The organism is Bradyrhizobium sp. HKCCYLRH2015, from assembly GCF_051168215.1.
GTDB lineage: Bacteria > Pseudomonadota > Alphaproteobacteria > Rhizobiales > Xanthobacteraceae > Bradyrhizobium.
Genome location: NZ_JBNPUO010000003.1, coordinates 40704 through 58765, shown reverse-complemented (window position 1 = coordinate 58765; position 18062 = coordinate 40704). Strand labels below are relative to the sequence as shown.

Annotated in this window: 17 protein-coding genes; 10 read left to right on the top strand and 7 right to left on the bottom strand. The window is 67.2% G+C overall.

Annotated features, from left to right (window positions below):
* Positions 1–113: 113 nt before the first annotated feature.
* On the bottom strand, positions 114–1112 hold the full coding sequence (gene cobS, locus ACQR1H_RS08305; protein WP_315800587.1) for a cobaltochelatase subunit CobS: 999 nt from the start codon (positions 1110–1112) through the stop codon (positions 114–116).
* 296 nt (positions 1113–1408) lie between these two features.
* On the opposite strand from cobS, the gene ACQR1H_RS08300 reads away from it, so the two are divergent.
* On the top strand, positions 1409–2065 hold the full coding sequence (locus ACQR1H_RS08300; protein ID WP_315800588.1) for a DedA family protein: 657 nt from the start codon (positions 1409–1411) through the stop codon (positions 2063–2065).
* 4 nt (positions 2066–2069) lie between these two features.
* Here the strand turns inward: ACQR1H_RS08300 and ACQR1H_RS08295 are convergent, their stop codons facing one another.
* Positions 2070–3293, bottom strand: a complete 1224-nt coding sequence (locus ACQR1H_RS08295; RefSeq protein ID WP_434840289.1) for a citrate/2-methylcitrate synthase — start codon at positions 3291–3293, stop codon at positions 2070–2072.
* Between the two features lie 82 nt (positions 3294–3375).
* On the opposite strand from ACQR1H_RS08295, the gene ACQR1H_RS08290 reads away from it, so the two are divergent.
* Positions 3376–4464, top strand: coding sequence for a citrate synthase/methylcitrate synthase (locus ACQR1H_RS08290; RefSeq protein ID WP_434907403.1), 1089 nt, complete (start codon positions 3376–3378; stop codon positions 4462–4464).
* Between the two features lie 43 nt (positions 4465–4507).
* Here the strand turns inward: ACQR1H_RS08290 and ACQR1H_RS08285 are convergent, their stop codons facing one another.
* Positions 4508–5152, bottom strand: a complete 645-nt coding sequence (locus ACQR1H_RS08285) for a J domain-containing protein (RefSeq protein WP_315800591.1) — start codon at positions 5150–5152, stop codon at positions 4508–4510.
* Between the two features lie 110 nt (positions 5153–5262).
* Here ACQR1H_RS08285 and ACQR1H_RS08280 point away from each other — a divergent pair, with 110 nt between their 5' ends.
* Positions 5263–5532: a BolA family protein gene (locus ACQR1H_RS08280; RefSeq protein WP_315752308.1), complete on the top strand. Its 270-nt coding sequence runs from the start codon at positions 5263–5265 to the stop codon at positions 5530–5532.
* A gap of 68 nt (positions 5533–5600) precedes the next feature.
* Here the strand turns inward: ACQR1H_RS08280 and ACQR1H_RS08275 are convergent, their stop codons facing one another.
* The 3 genes from ACQR1H_RS08275 to ACQR1H_RS08265 form a co-directional block, all read right to left on the bottom strand.
* Entirely contained in the window at positions 5601–6905 is a 1305-nt protein-coding gene (locus ACQR1H_RS08275) for an HlyC/CorC family transporter (protein ID WP_315800593.1), read from the bottom strand.
* Between the two features lie 73 nt (positions 6906–6978).
* Positions 6979–8127 (bottom strand): 3-dehydroquinate synthase, encoded by a 1149-nt coding sequence (aroB, locus tag ACQR1H_RS08270; RefSeq protein ID WP_316216835.1) that lies wholly within the window; start codon positions 8125–8127, stop codon positions 6979–6981.
* A complete protein-coding gene (locus tag ACQR1H_RS08265; protein WP_434907402.1) occupies positions 8124–8789 on the bottom strand; it encodes a shikimate kinase in 666 nt (221 codons plus the stop codon). Before ACQR1H_RS08265 ends, aroB begins: the two co-directional genes overlap by 4 nt.
* A 340-nt stretch (positions 8790–9129) precedes the next feature.
* Between ACQR1H_RS08265 and ACQR1H_RS08260 the strand changes: the two genes are divergently transcribed.
* The 7 genes from ACQR1H_RS08260 (at position 9130) to ACQR1H_RS08230 (ending at position 16937) form a co-directional block, all read left to right on the top strand.
* On the top strand, positions 9130–9276 hold the full coding sequence (locus tag ACQR1H_RS08260; protein WP_315800919.1) for a histidine kinase: 147 nt from the start codon (positions 9130–9132) through the stop codon (positions 9274–9276).
* Between the two features lie 171 nt (positions 9277–9447).
* A complete protein-coding gene (xerD, locus tag ACQR1H_RS08255; RefSeq protein WP_434907401.1) occupies positions 9448–10404 on the top strand; it encodes a site-specific tyrosine recombinase XerD in 957 nt (318 codons plus the stop codon).
* A 219-nt stretch (positions 10405–10623) separates the two neighbouring features.
* Positions 10624–11586 carry an acetyl-CoA carboxylase carboxyltransferase subunit alpha gene (locus tag ACQR1H_RS08250; protein ID WP_315800597.1) on the top strand — a complete coding sequence of 321 codons (963 nt, stop codon included), beginning with the start codon at positions 10624–10626 and terminating at the stop codon, positions 11584–11586.
* Positions 11587–11880: 294 nt separating this feature from the next.
* Positions 11881–13350 carry a L,D-transpeptidase family protein gene (locus ACQR1H_RS08245; RefSeq protein WP_316182907.1) on the top strand — a complete coding sequence of 490 codons (1470 nt, stop codon included), beginning with the start codon at positions 11881–11883 and terminating at the stop codon, positions 13348–13350.
* Between the two features lie 836 nt (positions 13351–14186).
* Positions 14187–14651 carry an Rrf2 family transcriptional regulator gene (locus ACQR1H_RS08240; RefSeq protein ID WP_434907400.1) on the top strand — a complete coding sequence of 155 codons (465 nt, stop codon included), beginning with the start codon at positions 14187–14189 and terminating at the stop codon, positions 14649–14651.
* Positions 14641–15348: a class I SAM-dependent methyltransferase gene (locus tag ACQR1H_RS08235; protein ID WP_316182905.1), complete on the top strand. Its 708-nt coding sequence runs from the start codon at positions 14641–14643 to the stop codon at positions 15346–15348. Before ACQR1H_RS08240 ends, ACQR1H_RS08235 begins: the two co-directional genes overlap by 11 nt.
* A gap of 263 nt (positions 15349–15611) precedes the next feature.
* Positions 15612–16937 (top strand): hypothetical protein, encoded by a 1326-nt coding sequence (locus ACQR1H_RS08230; protein ID WP_434846541.1) that lies wholly within the window; start codon positions 15612–15614, stop codon positions 16935–16937.
* 45 nt (positions 16938–16982) lie between these two features.
* Here ACQR1H_RS08230 and ACQR1H_RS08225 read toward each other — a convergent pair whose 3' ends face one another.
* Positions 16983–17876 (bottom strand): hypothetical protein, encoded by an 894-nt coding sequence (locus tag ACQR1H_RS08225; protein WP_315800602.1) that lies wholly within the window; start codon positions 17874–17876, stop codon positions 16983–16985.
* Between the last annotated feature and the right edge of the window lie 186 nt (positions 17877–18062).

The following is an 18062-nucleotide window of genomic DNA, read 5'->3' as shown; positions in this document are numbered from 1 at the left end:
CCAGGCCCGATAACCACCGGCGTTCGTTTGTTCGCACTCGCTCTCCCGCATCACCCCACGAGAGAGGCCGCGGCGTATGGGTCCCGGCCCGAGGCCGGGACCACGCCGTTGTGTCAGCTCAGCGCCACGTTGATGGAGGATTCCGGCAGCTCCGCATTGAAGCAGCGCTGATAGAATTCGGCGACCAGCGGACGCTCGAGCTCGTCGCACTTGTTGAGGAACGTCACACGGAAGGCGAAGCCGATGTCACCGAAGATCTCGGCGTTCTCGGCCCAGGTGATCACCGTGCGCGGGCTCATCACCGTCGACAGATCGCCATTGGCGAAGGCGTTGCGCGTGAGGTCGGCGAGCCGCACCATCTTGTTCACGATGTCGCGTCCCTGCGCGTTCTGATAGTGCTTGGCCTTGGCCAGCACGATCTCGACCTCCTCGTCATGGGCGAGGTAGTTGAGCGTGGTGACGATCGACCAGCGGTCCATCTGGCCCTGGTTGATCTGCTGGGTGCCGTGATAGAGGCCCGAGGTATCGCCAAGGCCGATCGTATTGGCGGTCGCGAACAGGCGGAATGCCGGGTGCGGCTTGATCACCTTGTTCTGGTCGAGCAGCGTCAGGCGGCCCGACACCTCCAACACGCGCTGGATCACGAACATCACGTCCGGACGGCCGGCGTCGTATTCGTCGAACACCAGCGCGACGTTGTGCTGCAGTGCCCAGGGCAGGATGCCGTCACGGAACTCGGTCACCTGCTTGCCGTCCTTGACCACGATCGCGTCCTTGCCGACGAGGTCGATACGGCTGATGTGGCTGTCGAGATTGACCCGCACGCACGGCCAGTTGAGCCGCGCCGCGACCTGCTCGATATGGGTCGACTTGCCCGTTCCATGGTAGCCGGTCACCATCACGCGGCGGTTCTTGGCGAAGCCGGCCAGGATCGCCAGCGTGGTGGCGCGGTCGAAGCGGTAATCGGCATCGACCTCGGGAACGTGCGGGTCGGTCGCTGAAAAAGCCGGCACCTCAAGGTCGCTGTCGATCCCGAACACCTGCCGCACCGACACCTTCATGTCGGGCACACCGGTCATCTCCTGCGCATTGGTCGTAGCGGCGGTCGTCATTCATCCTCCGAGGTCCCGGGCATTCCCGAAACCAGATTTCATGTTTGGCTGCGGTTGAAGGGCTTCGACGCCAGCCTAGCAGAGAGCACGCGCGGGCAGAAGCCTAAGCCTTGATCAAAGTTCCGTCGTTATATCATCGAGATAGGCATGGGTGGCCGTTTTCGGAAGGCTGCCCTGCGAATCGTGCCACCTTTTCGCCCGCCGGCTCTTCCCAGGAATCTCGACGTGGCACCCGGGGCCGGGGTTCCTACTTATCGGGAAGTCCCCGCCCCACCCTCTCCACCAACAGGAACCGCGTGGCCCATCTGCTCGACCCACTCATTGCCTTTGTCTCAGCGCATGCGGGACTGGCCTATCTCACCCTGTTTCTGGCCGCCTTGCTGGAGGCGATCCCGATCGTGGGCTCGGTGATTCCGGGCACGACCATCATCCTGGCGCTGAGCGCGCTGATTCCGGGCGGCGAGCTGACCCTGCAATGGGTGCTGGCGGCGGCCGTCCTGGGCGCGGTGCTCGGGGACGGCGGGGCGTTCTGGGTCGGCCATCGCCGGCAGCGCGAGATCCTGGCGAACTGGCCATTCTCGAACTATCCGCGCCTGGTGGCGCAGAGCGAGGCCTTCTTCCACCGGTTCGGCACCCTGGCGATCTTCTTCGCCCGCTTTGTCGCGCCGATCCGAGCCGTCGTGCCGATCACGGCCGGCGCGCTCGACATCCCTCCGCTGCGCTTCTACGCCGTGAACATCCCAGCCATCGCGCTGTGGGCCTGCGCCCACGTCCTGCCCGGCGTCTTCGCGGTGCAGCTGTTGCACCGTTATGGCGGGATTCCGCATCATAGCCATATCGCCAAGTCCACCTGGATCATCGCGGCTGTCGCGGGCACGATCGTGGTCTGGCTGGTCCTCAGATTGGTGCGGAAGCGGCGCGAGTCTGAGCTCGCCGCTGGCGTCACGGATTAGAACGCTACAGCGCATCCAACATGGCTCCGCGGCCGGGTGCGGGTCCGATATAGCGAGCACGTGGGCGGATCAGGCGGCCGTGCTGCAGCTGCTCGCAGGCATGGGCGAGCCAGCCGACGCAGCGTGCCATCGCGAACAGCGCCAGCTCGCTGCCGGCAGGCAGCCGCAGGCTATGCACCAGCACCGCCAGCGCATAGTCGATATTGACGAACTCGCCGGTCGCCTCGGCGATCCGCTCCGGCACCTCGCGGGTGAATTTGCGCGGCGCGCCGGCGCGCGTCAGCGCCTCCAGCAGCGAGATGGCGCGGGGGTCGCCGTGCTTGTAGACGCCGTGGCCGAAGCCGGCGAAGCGCTCGCCGAGCGCCACCCGCTCGCGGATCAGCGGCGCGGCATCGCGATCAACGAGGGTCTTCACCAGTTGCGACGCCAGGACGCCGGCGCCGCCGTGCTGCGGTCCTTTGAGCGCCGCAAGACCCGCGATGACGGCATCGTAGAGACTGAGGCCCGTCGACGCCGCACAGCGGACGGTGAAGGTCGACGCGTTCAGCTCATGATCGGCCAGCAGCACCAGGGTGCGGCGGATCAGGTCCGGCGCATGTTCATGTCCGGGCGCCCAGCTCCGCGCGACCTGAACATGCAGCGGATCGGCTGAGGCGGGCTGGTTCAACATGGTTGCGACCACCAGCCGGACGATGCGCGCGCCGACCAGCGCCCGACCATCGGGAGCGCGGTTGAACGCCGCGGGATCGGCATGTGTCGCCAGCGCCAGCACCGCGATGGCCCGGTCGATCGGCGCCGCGCGCCGCGCGGCATCGGCGATGAAACCCATCTCCTCCGACACGGCCGGAAGGTTGCCCGGCGCAAACGGATCGAGCGCGGTCACGTCCCACAGCAGGGTCGCAGCATGTTCCAGCGTGCCGCGCACGGCTAGGTCGACGCAATTGACGCCTCGATAGATCGGACCGGCTTCGGTGATTGTCGACACGGCGGAATCGAACACGGGGAGGTCCGCATCGAAGCTGCGGAAGGCGCGCGGCTCGGGGGCCGGTGCGCGCCGCTCCTTCAGGGCCCGGATGTCCTCGGCGCGATAGCGGTTGCTGCGCGAATTCGGCGACGGCTCGGAGCGGACCAGTCCGCGGCTGACATAGGCGTAGAGGGTGGCCGGCGAGATCGCCAGTTCAGCCGAAGCTTCGCGCGCAGATAGGTAAAGACCGCTGTCTTTTTTCATATTGATCAGCTTAATCAAGATTGATCAAGTTGTCGACTGGGCGGATCTTGGCAGCGTGACCATTTCTCGAAGGAGACCCGCCATGACCATCCAGCTCGGCAAGACCCCCATCGGCCTCGACGGAATCGCCGCCGCCGAGACCGTGCTCAGCAACGTCGACGGCCAGCAGGGGGAGCTCATCATCGCCGGAGCGCGTGTGGCCGACCTCGCCGCCGCCAGCGGCTTCGAGGGCGTGACTGCCCGACTATGGAGCGCGGCGACGAAGCGCAGCGTCGGCGAGACGGATGTCCGTGCCAGCCTCGGCCAGGCCCGCGCGCGCGCCTTTACGCGGCTGCCCGAGCTGCTCGCCGCGACCTCCGGCCTGTCGATCATCGACGGCTTCCGCGCCGCCATCGCGGCGCTGCGGTCCGAGCCCGGGCTCGACGACGAAGCCACGATCGTCGGCGCCTGCCCGGTGATCGCCGGCGCCCTGGTCCAGCGCGCACAGGGAGCACAGCCGATTGCGCCCGATCCTGACGCCAGCCACGCCGCCGACACCCTGCGCATGGTCCGCGGCGATACGCCTGCGGCTGGCGAGGTGGCGACGCTGGACACGTATCTCGTCACCGTCAGCGATCACGGCATGAACGCCTCGACCTTCGCCGCGCGCGTCGTCGCCTCGACCCAGGCCGACCTGTTCGCATCGGTGACCGCCGGCTATTGCGCGCTCACCGGCCCGCTGCATGGCGGGGCGCCGGAGCCGGTGCTGGAGATGCTCAACGCGATCGGCACGCGCGAGAACATCAAGCCGTGGGTCGACGCGGCGCTCGGCCGCGGCGAGCGACTGATGGGGTTCGGACATCGGATCTATCGCGTGCGCGATCCGCGGGCCGACGTGCTCAAGGCCGCGATCGAGCGGCTGGCGGGCAGCGGCGCCGACCTGCCGTTTGCGAGCGAGGTGGAGGCTTACATCCGCCAGGCGCTGCGGCGGAAGAATCCGGAGCGGGCGCTCGACACCAATGTCGAGTTCTTCACCGCCATCCTGCTCGATGCGCTGAAGATTCCGCGCCAGGCGTTCACGCCGATCTTCGCGGTGGCGCGGGCCGCCGGCTGGACCGCCCATGCGCGGGAGCAGCAGCGGACGGGGCGGTTGATCCGGCCGAGCTCGGCCTATATCGGGCCGAAGCCCTGAGACCTTCGACGCAACGCGCGGCAGCCTCACGCGCTGCCGCGCGTCAGCCCTTCACCACCGTCTTCAGGTAGTTGTAGGCCTTGATGATCTCGATCAGGCGATCCTCGGTGGAGCGGTCGCCGCCATTGGCATCGGGATGGTGCTGCTTCACCAGCGCCTTGTACTTGACCTTGACATCTTCCAGCGTCGCGTCGGGACCGAGGCCCATCACCTGCAGCGCCTTGCGCTCGGCGTTGAACACCTTGCGCGTCTCGGCCTTGGGGGCCGACCGGGGATCCGGACGCCAGCTGCCGCGGCCGTTGATCTCGGCGAATACGCTGAACGGATCGGCGGCATCGCCAAGATCGCCCTCGGCGCTGCCGGTGCCGCGCTTGGCCGACGTGTTGGCCCCCATCTTCCAGGTCGGGCGGTGTCCGGTCAGCGCATCCTTCTGATAGCGCGCGACCGCCTCGGCGTTCATCCCCGAGAAGAAATTATAGGACTGGTTGTACTCGCGCACGTGATCGAGACAGAAGTGCCAATACTCGCGCGCGTTCTCGCGTCCCTTGGGCGCGCGATGCGAGCCCTTGTTCTTGCAGTCCGGCCACTGACAGGGCTGGGCCTCCTCGCGCACCACCGGCTGCCGCGCAGCCGCCTTCTTGGGCTTGATGCGGATGGAGTCGAAGAATTTGTTTGAATCGATCGGCATGGCGGACTTTGACTACGCAACGCGAAAAGCTTCAAGTCTTGACATTGCGAATACCTCGGGCGGGGACCGCCGATTGACGAAAAATAATTTGATGCGTATTTCCAGAGACCATGCGGACCCGAGATGCTATCATCAAAAAGTTGCGCGAAGCTTTCTCGCCCGAAAGCCTCGATGTTCAGGACGAATCACATCTGCATGAAGGCCATATGGGCCACCAGCCGAGCGGTGAGACCCATTTCCGCGTGTATATTGTGTCGCAGGCCTTCGCGGGCAAGAGCCGTGTCGATCGCCACCGCCTGATCAACGCCGCATTGGCAGCGGAACTTGCCGGCTCGGTGCACGCGCTCGCGCTGCATGCGAAGGCGCCGGGCGAGGCTTGATCCCATCGCTTTGTTTGAGCATGATCTCTTCGGAAAACCGGCTTCCACTTTTCCGGATCATGCTCTAGCTAGAACGCCGTGCCTGCACGGCGCGGCCGCGTCTCCTCGGTTTCGCCGCGCGGCACCGGTACGATGCGCAGCGCAGTGATGCGATTGCGCTCCCGGCGCAGCACGCGAAACCGGAAGCCGTGGAACGTGAAGCTCTGGCCGCGCTCGGGGATCGAACGCGCCTCGTGAATGACGAGACCGGCAACTGTCGTTGCTTCCTCATCCGGCAGCGTCCAGTCCATCGCGCGATTGAGATCGCGGATCGGCACTGAGCCATCGACGACGACGGATCCGTCCGGCTGCACGCGCACACCCGCGACCTGCACATCCTGCTCGTCGGAGATGTCGCCGACGATCTCCTCCAGAATATCCTCCAGCGTGACGATGCCTTCGACCTCGCCATACTCGTCGACCACGAGCGCGAAATGCGTCTTGCGCCGGCGGAACGCCTTCAGCTGTTCCGACACGGACCGCATCTCGGGTACGAACCACGGCGGCAGCGCCAGTGAAGCAACGTCGATGTGCGACACGTCGCCCTCGGCGGCGCGGATCGCACGCAGCAGGTCCTTCGCATGCAGCACGCCGATGATGTTCTCCGGCGTGCCGCGCCACAGCGGGATGCGTGTGTATTCGGTGGCGAGCACCTCGCGCACCAGTTCTTCCTGCGGCAGGTCCGCATTCACCATCACCATCTCGGTGCGGTGGACCATGACGTCGGACACCTGCAATTCGCGCAGATCGAGCAGGCCGCCGAGCATGTCGCGATCCTGCTTCTCGACCTTGCCTTCATGATGCAACAGATCGACGGCGCCGCGCAGGCGTTCGGTCGGCGACAGGATCGGCTGATTGGCCCCGACCTTGAAGCCGATCAGCCGCATCAGCCCGCGCACGATCGCTTCGATCACGGCGAGCACCGGACCGAGCACGATCACCGCCGCCCGCATCGGCCTGGCGACCGCGAGCGAGACGCGATCCGGCGCGTTGATCGCGATCGTCTTCGGCAGCACCTCGGCAAAGATCACGACCAGCGCGGTCATCACGCCGGTCGCGTAGAGCACGCCGACCTCACCGAACCAGGCGGTGAAAATACCGGTCGCCAGCGCGGAGGCGCCGATATTGGCGATGTTGTTGCCGAGCAGCAGCGCGCCGATCAGCCGTTCGCGCGTGTCGAACAGGCTCGACACCACGTCGGCATCGCGATTGCCCTGCTTCGACAGCCGCAGCATCGAGGCGCGAGAGGCGCCGGTCAGCGCGGTCTCGCTCAGCGCAAAGAAGGCGGAGGCGGCGAGGAGGAGAATGACGACGGAGAGTGTGAACCAGTCCATGACGCCGATGTCGCTCTGGAGGGAGGCAGCCGATGATCCGTTGGCACTGCTCAATACGGCGTAAAGCCCGGGATCAGCTTCTGCTGCGCAATTTGGCCTGGAGAAAGTCGCGGACCCGCGCCGGATCGACGTCGTTCGCGATGACGGCGCGGCCGATGGCTTCCATCAGGATGAAGGTCAACTTGCCGCGCTTGACCTTCTTGTCCTGCGCCATCAAGGCCAAGAGCCGGTCGGCGTCGCCGATCCCCTCCTGGGCAAAGCCGGCGATGTCCTGCAGATGGGTCGGCAGGCCGACCGCAGCAAGGTGACGCTCGATGCGCACGACGTCGTCCGGCGGCAGCATGCCGAGCTCGGCCGAGAACTGCGCCGCCAGCACCATGCCGACGGAAACGCCCTCGCCGTGGAACAGGCGGTCGGAGAAGCCGGTGACGGCCTCCAGCGCATGGCCGAAGGTGTGGCCGAGATTGAGCAGCGCGCGGTCGCCAGTCTCGCGCTCGTCGCGGGCCACGATCGCCGCCTTAGCGCGGCACGAGGTCGCGACCGCGTGCTCGCGCGCGGCGCCGCCTCTGACGATGTCGGCGTGATTGGCCTCGAGCCAGGCGAAGAAGCTGGCATCGCCGAGCAGGCCGTATTTGGCGACCTCGGCATAGCCGGCGCGGAACTGGCGCGGCGACAGGGTATCGAGCACGGCGGTGTCGGCGATCACCAGCACCGGCTGATGGAAGGCGCCGAGCAGGTTCTTGCCTTGCGGCGAATTGATGCCGGTCTTGCCGCCGACGGAGCTGTCGACCTGCGCCAGCAGCGAGGTCGGCACCTGCACGAAATCGACGCCGCGGCGCAGGATGGCGGCCGCGAAGCCGGCGAGATCGCCGACCACGCCGCCACCGAGCGCGACGACCAGATCGTTGCGTTCGATCCTGGCAGCGATCAGCGCCTCGCTGACCTTCTCCAGGCCGGCATAGGTCTTGGAGCCCTCGCCCTCATCGACCACGATCGTGGACGCCGGGATGCCCGCCTCCGCCAGGATCGCCTCGGTCGGCTTCAGCCAATGCGCGGCCACGGTACGGTCGGTGACGATGGCCGTGCGCACGCCCGGCCGCAGCGCCGCGATGCGCTGGCCGAGCGAAGCCAGCACGCCGCGGCCGATGACGATGTCATAGGCGCGCTCGCCGAGCGCGACGTCGACGATGATCGGATCGGAATGCTTCAGAGGTGCTGTCATCGGAGCGCGCCCATCGCGTGCGGAGGATCGGGTTGAACTGGATCGGGTTGCGGTCCGGCCGGCCCCGCCTCGGTCTCCGGTGGCGAGAAGAACGCCTGCAGCGCCTCAATGCAGTCCTCGACAACGCGATCATGCGGCACATCGCGCGAGCAGATCGTGAGATCGGCAAGCTGGTAGACCGGCTCGCGCTCGACGAGCAGGCGAGCGACCGTGCCTTTGGGATCGGCGGTCTGCAGCAGCGGCCGGTCGGCCCGGCGCCGGACGCGGCGCATGATCACGTCGGCATCGGCCTTCAGCCAAACAGAGACCGCCTTCTCATGGATGCGCCGCCGCGTCTCCTCGCGCATGAAGGCGCCGCCACCGGTCGCCAGCACACCAGGCCCGTTTTCGAGCAGCCGGGCGATCACCCGGGCCTCGCCGTTGCGGAAATAGTCCTCGCCGCGCGATTCGAAGATTTCCGGTATGGTCATGCCGGCCGCGGTCTCGATCTCGGTGTCCGCATCGACGAAGGGCAGCCGCAGCCGCGCCGCGAGCCGCCGGCCCACGGTCGACTTGCCGACACCCATCATGCCGACCAGCACGATCAGCCGCTTGCCGAGGCCTGCGAGAATCGCGGCCTCCGGAGCGGCTGGGCTTGCAGCGGGTTGGGACGTGTCGGTCATATGAAGGCTTCTAACCCAGCCCCTGCTGCTTTCAAAGGCATCCTGTTCCGCGACACGCAACCGGTTCTCCCCGCGGACGTCGTTCCGGGGCGCGCGCAGCGCGAGCCCGGAACCCATACCCACAGGATGCTGTGAGAGGCAGGCTGGCTGTTGGCATCTCGCCGACGACATCGTCCTGCGGTGATGGATTCCGGGCTCGCCGCGCTGCGCGCGCCCCCCCCGGAATGAGGGAGCAAGCAGAACCGACCTCCGGACGAACGGTGGAGAGCGCCGGACTTGCCAGCCGGGTGCGAACATGTTGGATGAAACTATTCCTTCCCTGGTGGCCCGCGCGACCCCGATGCCCAGCCTGTTCCGCTTCCTGACCGTGATCGCCGTCATCGTCGGCGTGGTCTATGGCGCGATCTACGCGCTGGCGAATTTCGTCAGTCCCAAATCGCGGGAGATGACGGTGACGATCCCGCCGGACAAGTTCCAGAAGAAATGATCCGGCACGCGAGCGCGAACTCAAAAGCCACACGGCATTGATTAAGCATTTTGCGCTTCTCTGAGGTGGCCGGGCGCCGCGATATCGGCCAGATTTGCAGTCACCGCTCGATGTGCCCCGGCGAATACCTCGTAGTGATTCGATCGCCTCGGACGCAGCGGATTTCACGACATGAAGGTCAAGGCCTCCGACGCCAGGCTGATGAGCCTGTTCCTCGACATGATGGCCGCCGAGCAGGGCGCCGGTCAGAACACGCTGGACGCCTATCGCCGCGACCTCACCGATCTCTCCGAATTTCTCGGCGGCAAGGCCAACAGCTTCGCCACGGCCGACACCCAGGCGTTGCGCGACTATCTCGCCGACCTCGATACCAGGGGCTTCAAGTCCTCCAGCGTGGCGCGGCGGCTGTCGGCGATGCGGCACCTGTTCCGCTTCCTGCTGAGCGAGCGCATCCGCAGCGACGATCCCGCCGCCATCCTGTCCGGCCCGAAACGCGGCCGTTCCTTGCCCAAGGTGCTGTCGATCGGCGATGTCGACCGGATGCTGACCAGGGCCAAGGAGCTCTCCGAGGTCGGCGAGGCCTCGTCGGCGCAGCGGCTGCGCGCGCTGCGGCTGTATTGCCTGCTCGAGGTGCTGTACGCGACCGGCCTGCGCGTCTCCGAGCTGGTGGCGCTGCCGCGCACCGCGGCCCGCAACGACGCCCGCATGATCGTGGTGCGCGGCAAGGGCAACAAGGAGCGGCTGGTGCCGCTGAACCAGGCCTCGCGCCAGGCGATGGCCGACTATCTCGCCGCCCTGGATGCGCTGAAGCCTGAGAAGAAGGCCAGTGCGACATTCGGCAAATGGCTGTTTCCCTCGTTCGGCGAGAGCGGCCACCTCACCCGCCAGCACTTCGCCCGCGACCTCAAGGAACTCGCGGTGGCCAGCGGCCTGCCCGCCCGGCTGGTGTCGCCGCACGTGCTGCGCCACGCCTTCGCCAGCCATCTGCTGCACAACGGTGCCGACCTGCGCATCGTGCAGACCCTGCTCGGCCACACCGACATCTCGACCACCCAGATCTACACCCACGTGGTCGAGGAGCGGCTCAAGAGCCTGGTCCGCGACCTGCACCCGCTGGCCGAGACCTGACCTCGCTTCACACCTTCCCGAAACCAAATCCGCCGGCGTGACGCCCGGCCGGCTTGACTTCGCGCCCGTCTGCCCCGAAAGAGCGCCATCCTGCCCGCGATCCCGGCGCGATGCCTGGAGGCTGGGCACCGATCGTACCCTAAGCTCCTGAAGTCGTTCGGCTTCAGGTCCGAAGGCCGAACCGATTTCGTCTCCCAGCGCTCTTCCTTCAGCTCTTCCATGCCGGATCCCATGCGCAGCTACCTCGATTTCGAAAAGCCTGTTGCCGAGCTCGATTCCAAGGTCGACGAACTCCGGGCGATGGCCGCCTCCGGCACCGATATCGGCGAGGAGGTCAGCCGGATCGAGGAGAAGGCCGGCCAGGCGCTGGCCGAGCTCTACGCCACGCTCACGCCGTGGCAGAAGACCATGGTGGCCCGCCATCCGCAGCGGCCGCACTTCACCGACTTCGTGGGCGGCCTGATCACCGAGTTCACCCCGCTCGCCGGCGACCGCAAGTTCGGCGAGGACGCCGCTCTGCTCGGCGGCTTCGGCCGCTTTCGCGGCGAGCCGATCTGCGTGATGGGCCAGGAAAAGGGCGCCACCACCGAGTCCCGGCTCAAACACAATTTCGGCATGGCCCGTCCCGAAGGCTACCGCAAGGCGGTCCGGCTGATGGAGATGGCCGAGCGCTTCGGCATCCCCGTGCTGTCGCTGGTCGATTCCGCCGGCGCCTATCCCGGCATCGGCGCCGAGGAGCGCGGCCAGGCCGAAGCGATCGCGCGCTCGACCGACGCCTGCCTGGCGCTCGGCGTCCCCAACATCGCGATCATCACCGGCGAAGGCATGTCGGGCGGCGCGATCGCGCTGACCACCGCCAACCGGGTGCTGATGCTGGAGCACGCGATCTACAGCGTGATCTCGCCGGAAGCCGCCTCCTCGATCCTCTGGCGCGACGGCACCAAGGCGCAGGAAGCCGCCAACAGCATGAAGATCACCGCCCAGGACATGCTCCGCTTCGGCGTGGTCGACACCATTCTCAAGGAGCCGGTCGGCGGCGCTCACCGCGATCCCGCGGCAATGATCGCGGCGACCGGCGAGGCGATCGCCCAGGCGCTCGACGAGCTGAAGGGCCTCGACGCCGACGCCATCCGCAAGCAGCGCCGGCAGAAGTTCATCGAGATCGGCCGCAAGCTCGGCTGACCGGGCTTGCGCCCGGGCCTCGGCGCTCGCGGTTTTGTGAGTCTTTCCAGCCGTTTGGCCGCATTTCGGCCCCGCCGACGGGGTCTGCTGTTTAGAAGTTGTTGACCAAGGCGGCCGGGGCCAGGTGGCATCGCCGGAGCGCGGGTTGCGAGGCCTGGGGTCAAAGGCTACAATTTTAATCGATGGTTTGACGGCATGACGCAGGGTCGACCCGTGATTTATCCAGCTTTCGGGCCGATCGGGTGAGATGAGACTGGGGTGTTGCGGCATGCGGGGTTTGCGGGGAGCTTTGCTTTGATCAACCGCGCTTTCGTCCGGGTTCTCCTGACCTCGGCGGCGTTGGCCGCCGGTGCGCTGCTGACCGGTTGCAACAGCGATCAGGTCGGACTCGCCACCAACGCCAAGGCCAACCAGCCGGTGCCGCCGAAGCTCGTCGCGACGATGGGCGAGAAGGATATGGATCTGCAGTCGCCGATCCTGGTCCGCGTCTTCAAGCAGGAGGCCGAGCTCGAGGTCTGGAAGCAGGACCGCTCGGGCAAGTTCGCGCTGCTCAAGACCTATCCGATCTGCCGCTGGTCGGGCGATCTTGGACCCAAAGTGCGCGAGGGCGACCGCCAGGCGCCGGAGGGCTTCTACTCGATCAATCCGAGCCAGATGAACCCGCAATCGGCCTACTATCTGTCGTTCAACACCGGCTATCCGAACGCGTTCGACAAGGCGCTCGGCCGCACCGGCTCGCAGCTGATGGTGCATGGCGACTGCTCCTCGCGCGGCTGCTTCGCGATGACCGACGAGCAGATCGCCGAGATCTATGCGCTCGGGCGCGAGTCGTTCTTCGGCGGCCAGCGCGCCTTCCAGTTCCAGGCCTATCCGTTCCGGATGACGCCGGTGAACATGGCGAGGCACCGCAACAATCCGAACATGCCGTTCTGGCGCATGATCAAGGAAGGCTACGACGCCTTCGAGGTCACGCGGCAGGAGCCGAAGGTCGACTTCTGCGAGAAGAAATACGTCTTCAACGCCCAGAAGCCGCCGGGCGCGACGCATGATCCGGTGTTCGACGCCTCTGCCAAGTGCCCGGCCTATGTCGTGCCCGACGAGATCACCGCCGCCGTGCGCGACAAGCAGCAGGCCGACGAGGCGGAATATGCCAAGCTCGTCGCCAAGGGCACGCCGGTCGCCAAGCTCAACACAGGCATCGACGGCGGCATGAATCCGATCTTCGCCAGCCGCGTGCCCGGAGCCTCCACCGGCCTGTCCGACGCCGGCGAGGCGCCGGGCCTGTCGCTCGCCAACTTCCAGGCCGCGCCAGGCACGATCCCCGGTCACGTCAACCCGCCGCGCGCGCCCGGCGCCGACGAGGTCGCGATGCCGGCCAGTGCAGCGGAGGCGCCGGTGAGCGCGCCGTCGACCCGCGTGGCGGCCGTCAGCGCGCCCGAGAAGCCGAGCTTCATGTCGAGCCTCGCCCGCAAGGTCGGGATCGGCGGCAATGCGGCGGCTGAGAGCACGGCGACAGCCAAGCCCGCGCCGAGCAAGACCGCAGAGGCGAAGCCCGCCGAGACCAAGCCAGCGCCGAAGCCGGTCGCGGCCAAGCCCGCCGAGACCCGGCAGGCTGCCGCGCGGCCGCCGTTCAAGCCCGCGACCAGCGAGGCGCCTGCCACCACCGCTTCGGCCCCGGCCCAGACCCAGACCGCGCTGGTCTCCGGCGCCGTCCCGGTGCTGCAGTCGAACTCGTTCGACAGCCGGTTTTCGGGATTCAAGTAGGTAGGACGTCGGCGCCGCCATTTGCGCGACGCCGCCGGCTCGCGAGAACCGGGCCGCATGCATGACGCCACCCTCCCCTGGAGGGGAAGCACCGCGTTCGTGGTGCCATCGTGGTCAACGATCTCAAACTGCATCTGGGGATGCGCGTCTCTGTTCTCGCGGCGCATTCGGCGTCCGAGTGATGCATCGATCTCACCCTCTTCAAGACCGAGGGTGCAGGGAAGGCCGGACCTCGACTGAGGCCCGTGGCCCGCCTGCGAAAAAAATGCAGGCGGCAGGAACCACAGGTCCAGCCGGACGATCCGGCCCTCCCTGCGCGACGGTTTGAACGGCTGCTTCGCGCTCTCCTTGGGGACCGGGCTGTCTTGCCCCCATCACCGGCGAGATGCACGAGGCATCATCAGCCGGCTTGACCTCAGCGTCGGGAGGCCAGGACCACGCGACTTGACCGTACGGACCGGTGTTGTTCGTCGGCGCGATCAAGTCACGCTGCAAACCGGCCCGCCCATCACATCCCGCACTCCACGCTTCGTGACGACCGCGCAGCGCCCCTCGTCGATGAGGCGGGATGGAATGAATAGATCACGAATTTCCGAAATTGCGAAGCGGAATATTTTTGCTCACGGGACTGGACAGCCCAAATCAGCCTGAACGCGCAGGCGAAATCCGGTTTTCCGCGCCAGAGACTTTGCGGCGGATCGGGGGAATGAACGCGCCCGCATTCGCGACGAGCAGCAGGACCGAGTCGCCCGACGGGCAGACACGACAGCATCGCCCAAGGCCGCACGAAGGCAGGCCGGTTGACGTTCCGGGCATCATGTCATATTAAAAGTTACATGAGACCCAACAGCCAGTTGTCCGGCATCCTCCATGTCCTGCTCCACATGGCGGAGCACGACGGTCCGGTCACCTCCGAGGCGCTCGCAGCGATGATGCAGACCAACCCGGTCGTGATCCGCAGAATCATGGCGGGGCTCCGGGACAGCGGCTATGTGCGCTCCGAGAAAGGCCATGGCGGCGGCTGGACGCTCGCCTGCGATCTGGCGGCCGTCACCCTGCGCGACGTCTACGATTCGCTCGGACGTCCGTCGCTGTTCGCGATCGGCCATCGGAGCGACAATCCCAACTGTCTCGTCGAGCAGGCGGTCAATGCCGCGCTCGACACCTCCATCCGGGCCGCCGAGACGTTGCTGCTGTCCCGTCTCGGTGCCATCACGCTGGCGGCGCTGAGCGCTAATTTCCACGACCGCCTCGAACGACGCAAGCGACCTCGCAAGGGAGACATTTGTCATGCCGGCTGACATTGCCGACGGCGCTCAGCAGTTCATCCGCGCGTTTTCCGATCCCGAATTCGTCGCGCGCTACACCGATGGTCCACGGCGCTTCGTGCCCGGTCTCGACGGGCTGCACCGCATGACGGCGGTTCTGCTGGCCGAGCGGGCGCCCGACCATGCGCGGGTGCTCGTGCTGGGCGCGGGCGGCGGGCTCGAGCTCGATGCGTTGGCCGAAGCGCACCCATCGTGGACCTTCGTCGGGGTCGATCCGGCGCCGCAGATGCTGCGACTCGCCGAACGCACGCTCGGCGCGCGGATCAGCCGGGTCGAACTGATCGAGGGCACCATCGACGCTGCGCCGGCCGGCCCGTTTGACGCGGCGACATGCCTGCTGACGCTGCATTTTCTGGCAACGCCGGAGCGTTTGCAGACAGTCCGCGCCGTGCACGACCGGCTCCGCCCTGGCGCGCCGTTCGTGGTCGCCCATAGCTGCCTGCCGAAGGAGCCGACTGAGCGGGCTCTGTGGCTGGATCGCTACGCGGCCTATGCCGTTGCGTCGGGCACGGACCCCGAGCAGGCAAGGACGATGCGCGCGACCGTCGATGCCAGCGTCAACATGCTGAGCCCCGAGGAGGATGAAGCGATCTTGTGCGACGGCGGCTTTCGCGATGCCCGTCGCTTCTTTGCCGCGCTGACCTGGCATGGCTGGATCGGCCACGCCTGAACCGCGGCTGAGCATCACACCGATGCCCCCCTGAACGATCGCGATCAGGGCCTGCTAATGAGTTGCCCGGCCTAAGCGGGCATCCACGTATTCCCTCCCTGCGGCCACTGAAGAGGTGGATGGCCTGGCCTTGCGGACAGGCTTCGCGCCCGAGCCCTGCCACCTCTCAGCTTGCGTGACGTCGCGCACGGAGCGCGGGGACGCGATCTGCGACAAACGGCGCGTCACCCGAGGCGAGGTGACGCAACCGAGAGGAGCAGGTCATGAGCTTTTGGGATGATATCGGAGATGCCGTCAGTTCCGCAGTCGATGACGTGAAGGACGTCGCGAAGGATGTGGCGGGTGCGGTCGGCGGCGCGGCGGGTGCCGTGGTCAACACGGTCGAGCACGTCGCCGGCGATGCCGCGCATGCCGTGGGCAGCGTGGTGCACGGGATCGGCGCGCTCGGCGGCGAGGCCATCCATACCGTCGGCGGCGTGCTCGGCGCGATCGGGCATGGCGCCGAGGCGATCGGCGGCGGCCTGCTTCACACCGTCGGCGACGTCGCGTCGACCGTGGTCCATGTCGGCGGCGACGTCCTCCACACCGGGATCAACGTCGTGAGCGACGTGGCGTCCGGCGTCGGCCACCTGGTGCATGGCGACCTCGACGGCGTCATCAACGACGTCAAGCATATCGGCGGCGACATCGTCGACGGCGGGCTCAAGGTCGGTGGCGACGTGGCGCATGGCGCCCTCGACGTCGCCGGCGACCTCGCGCACACCGCGGTCGGCCTCGGCGAGGCCGGGCTGGAGGCAGCGGGCGCAGTCGGCCACGGCGCGCTCGACATGGCCGGCACCATCGTCGGAACGGCCGGCGAGGTCGGCATGGACGCGCTCGACGCCGCAGGCGCGGTGGTGAAGGGCGGCTTCGACGCCGGCGTGGCGGTGGCTGACGGGGCCATCGGCGTGGTCACCGACACGGCGTCGGCGGCCGGCCACCTGATCGGCGGACCGATCGGCGAGGCGATCTCCGGCATCGCGCACGGCGCCGATGCGGTCGGCACCGGAATCGTCGATGGCGTCGGCCACTTCGTCGGCGAAGGCCTCAACGGGCTGGCACAGACCGCGGGCGATTTGAGCCACTCGCTGGGTCAGCAGCTCGACGCGATCGGCCACGACCTCGGCTCGCTGGTCAACGACCTCAGCCATGGCGATCTCGGCGCTGCGATCGGCGATATCTTCAAGCTGGCGCAGGACGGCTTGCGCGGCGACGGCATCGCGGTGGCCCATGGCGGGTCCGAGGGCGGCAGCCATGGCGGGTTCTGGGACTCGATCGCCTCGGCGATCCAGCAGTCGGGCGACAACGCCCAGGGTGGCCAGGGCTCGGGCTTGGGCTCGGGGTTCGGCTCCGGTCCGCTGCACGGCGAAGGCTCGTCGCACAACCCGATCATCGTCGACAATTTCGGCGACCATGGCCACCCCGGCAACACCGGCATCGTGCCGCCGAATTTCGATCACGCGCCCGTGGCCGTGCACGATGCGCCGCACGCCGACTACAGCCACATCGTCCAGATGGACGATTCGCATCACTTCGCGATGCATGGCTGAGGCAAGCAGGACATCCCGCCGTGACCGTCACGGCGGGATGTCGCGTCAGGACCGATCGGCGCTCTGCTGGACGATGGCCGGCGGCGCGCCGGTCGCCTGCGCGCGATCACGCGGCAGGTGATCGTTCATTGCCGAGAGTGCGCACAGCGCCAGCGAGCCCCAGACCGCGGCGCTGAAATACAGCGACATCCAGGCGATCTCTTCCTTCCAGTGCTCGAACTCGTGGGTGACGGTCCAGCGCGTGGCGGAGTCGCGCAGGCCGGCGAGCGGATGCAGCAGCGGCGTGCCGGCGGCGCGCTCGATGCGCCAGCGCTTCACATACATCGGGACATCGATCACGACGAGGAAGGCGAGATAGCAGGCGATGCCGACGAGGCCCGCGATCAGCAGGCCGCGCACCACGCCATCGAACTCCGGCAGCAGCCGGCCGAGCCCGATGCCGACGAGCAGGAAGGCCACCGCCCACAGCGAGTTCTCGATCGCGTTGTAGAGGAAATTCCGGGTGACGACAGCGTACCAGGAACAGATCTCGGCGATGACGATCAGCGGCACGATGATACGGGCCATATTCACCGCGGTCTCGGCATCGGCGATGGCGCCGAGCTGCGCGAGGATGATGGCCCACTGTGCCGCGAAGGCGATCTCGGCGATGGTCGCCACGGTGCGGCCGACGAACACGCTCGACAGCCAACTGTCGACCAGGCAGATGCGCTGCACGTCGGCGCGCGGCAGCACCGAGCGGAAGGCGCAGCCGAACACATAGGCCGCCGACAGCGCCAGCATCGAACCGGTCTGGGACGCCTGCCCCGCCGAACTGCTGCCGCCGTTGAGCTGGCGGTACAGGATGAACCAGAACACGATGTTGGCGAGGCTGACGAGCGTCAGCATCGCCCACCACAGAGCGACCGGGTTCGACAGGGCTCGCGACTGCGCACGCATCCGGGCACTCCAATTTTCATGTGACTGACATGGGATCGTATTAATTCCGTCACGGAGCGGCAACCCGGTCCGGCCACGGAAGGCGCGCAAAAGGCCGTGTGCCGGGAGGGAGATCGGCGACCGCGCGGCGGCCCCATCCCGTGCCCTGCACGGCCAGGAACTTCCGCCCTTCCTCGCCGTTCATGA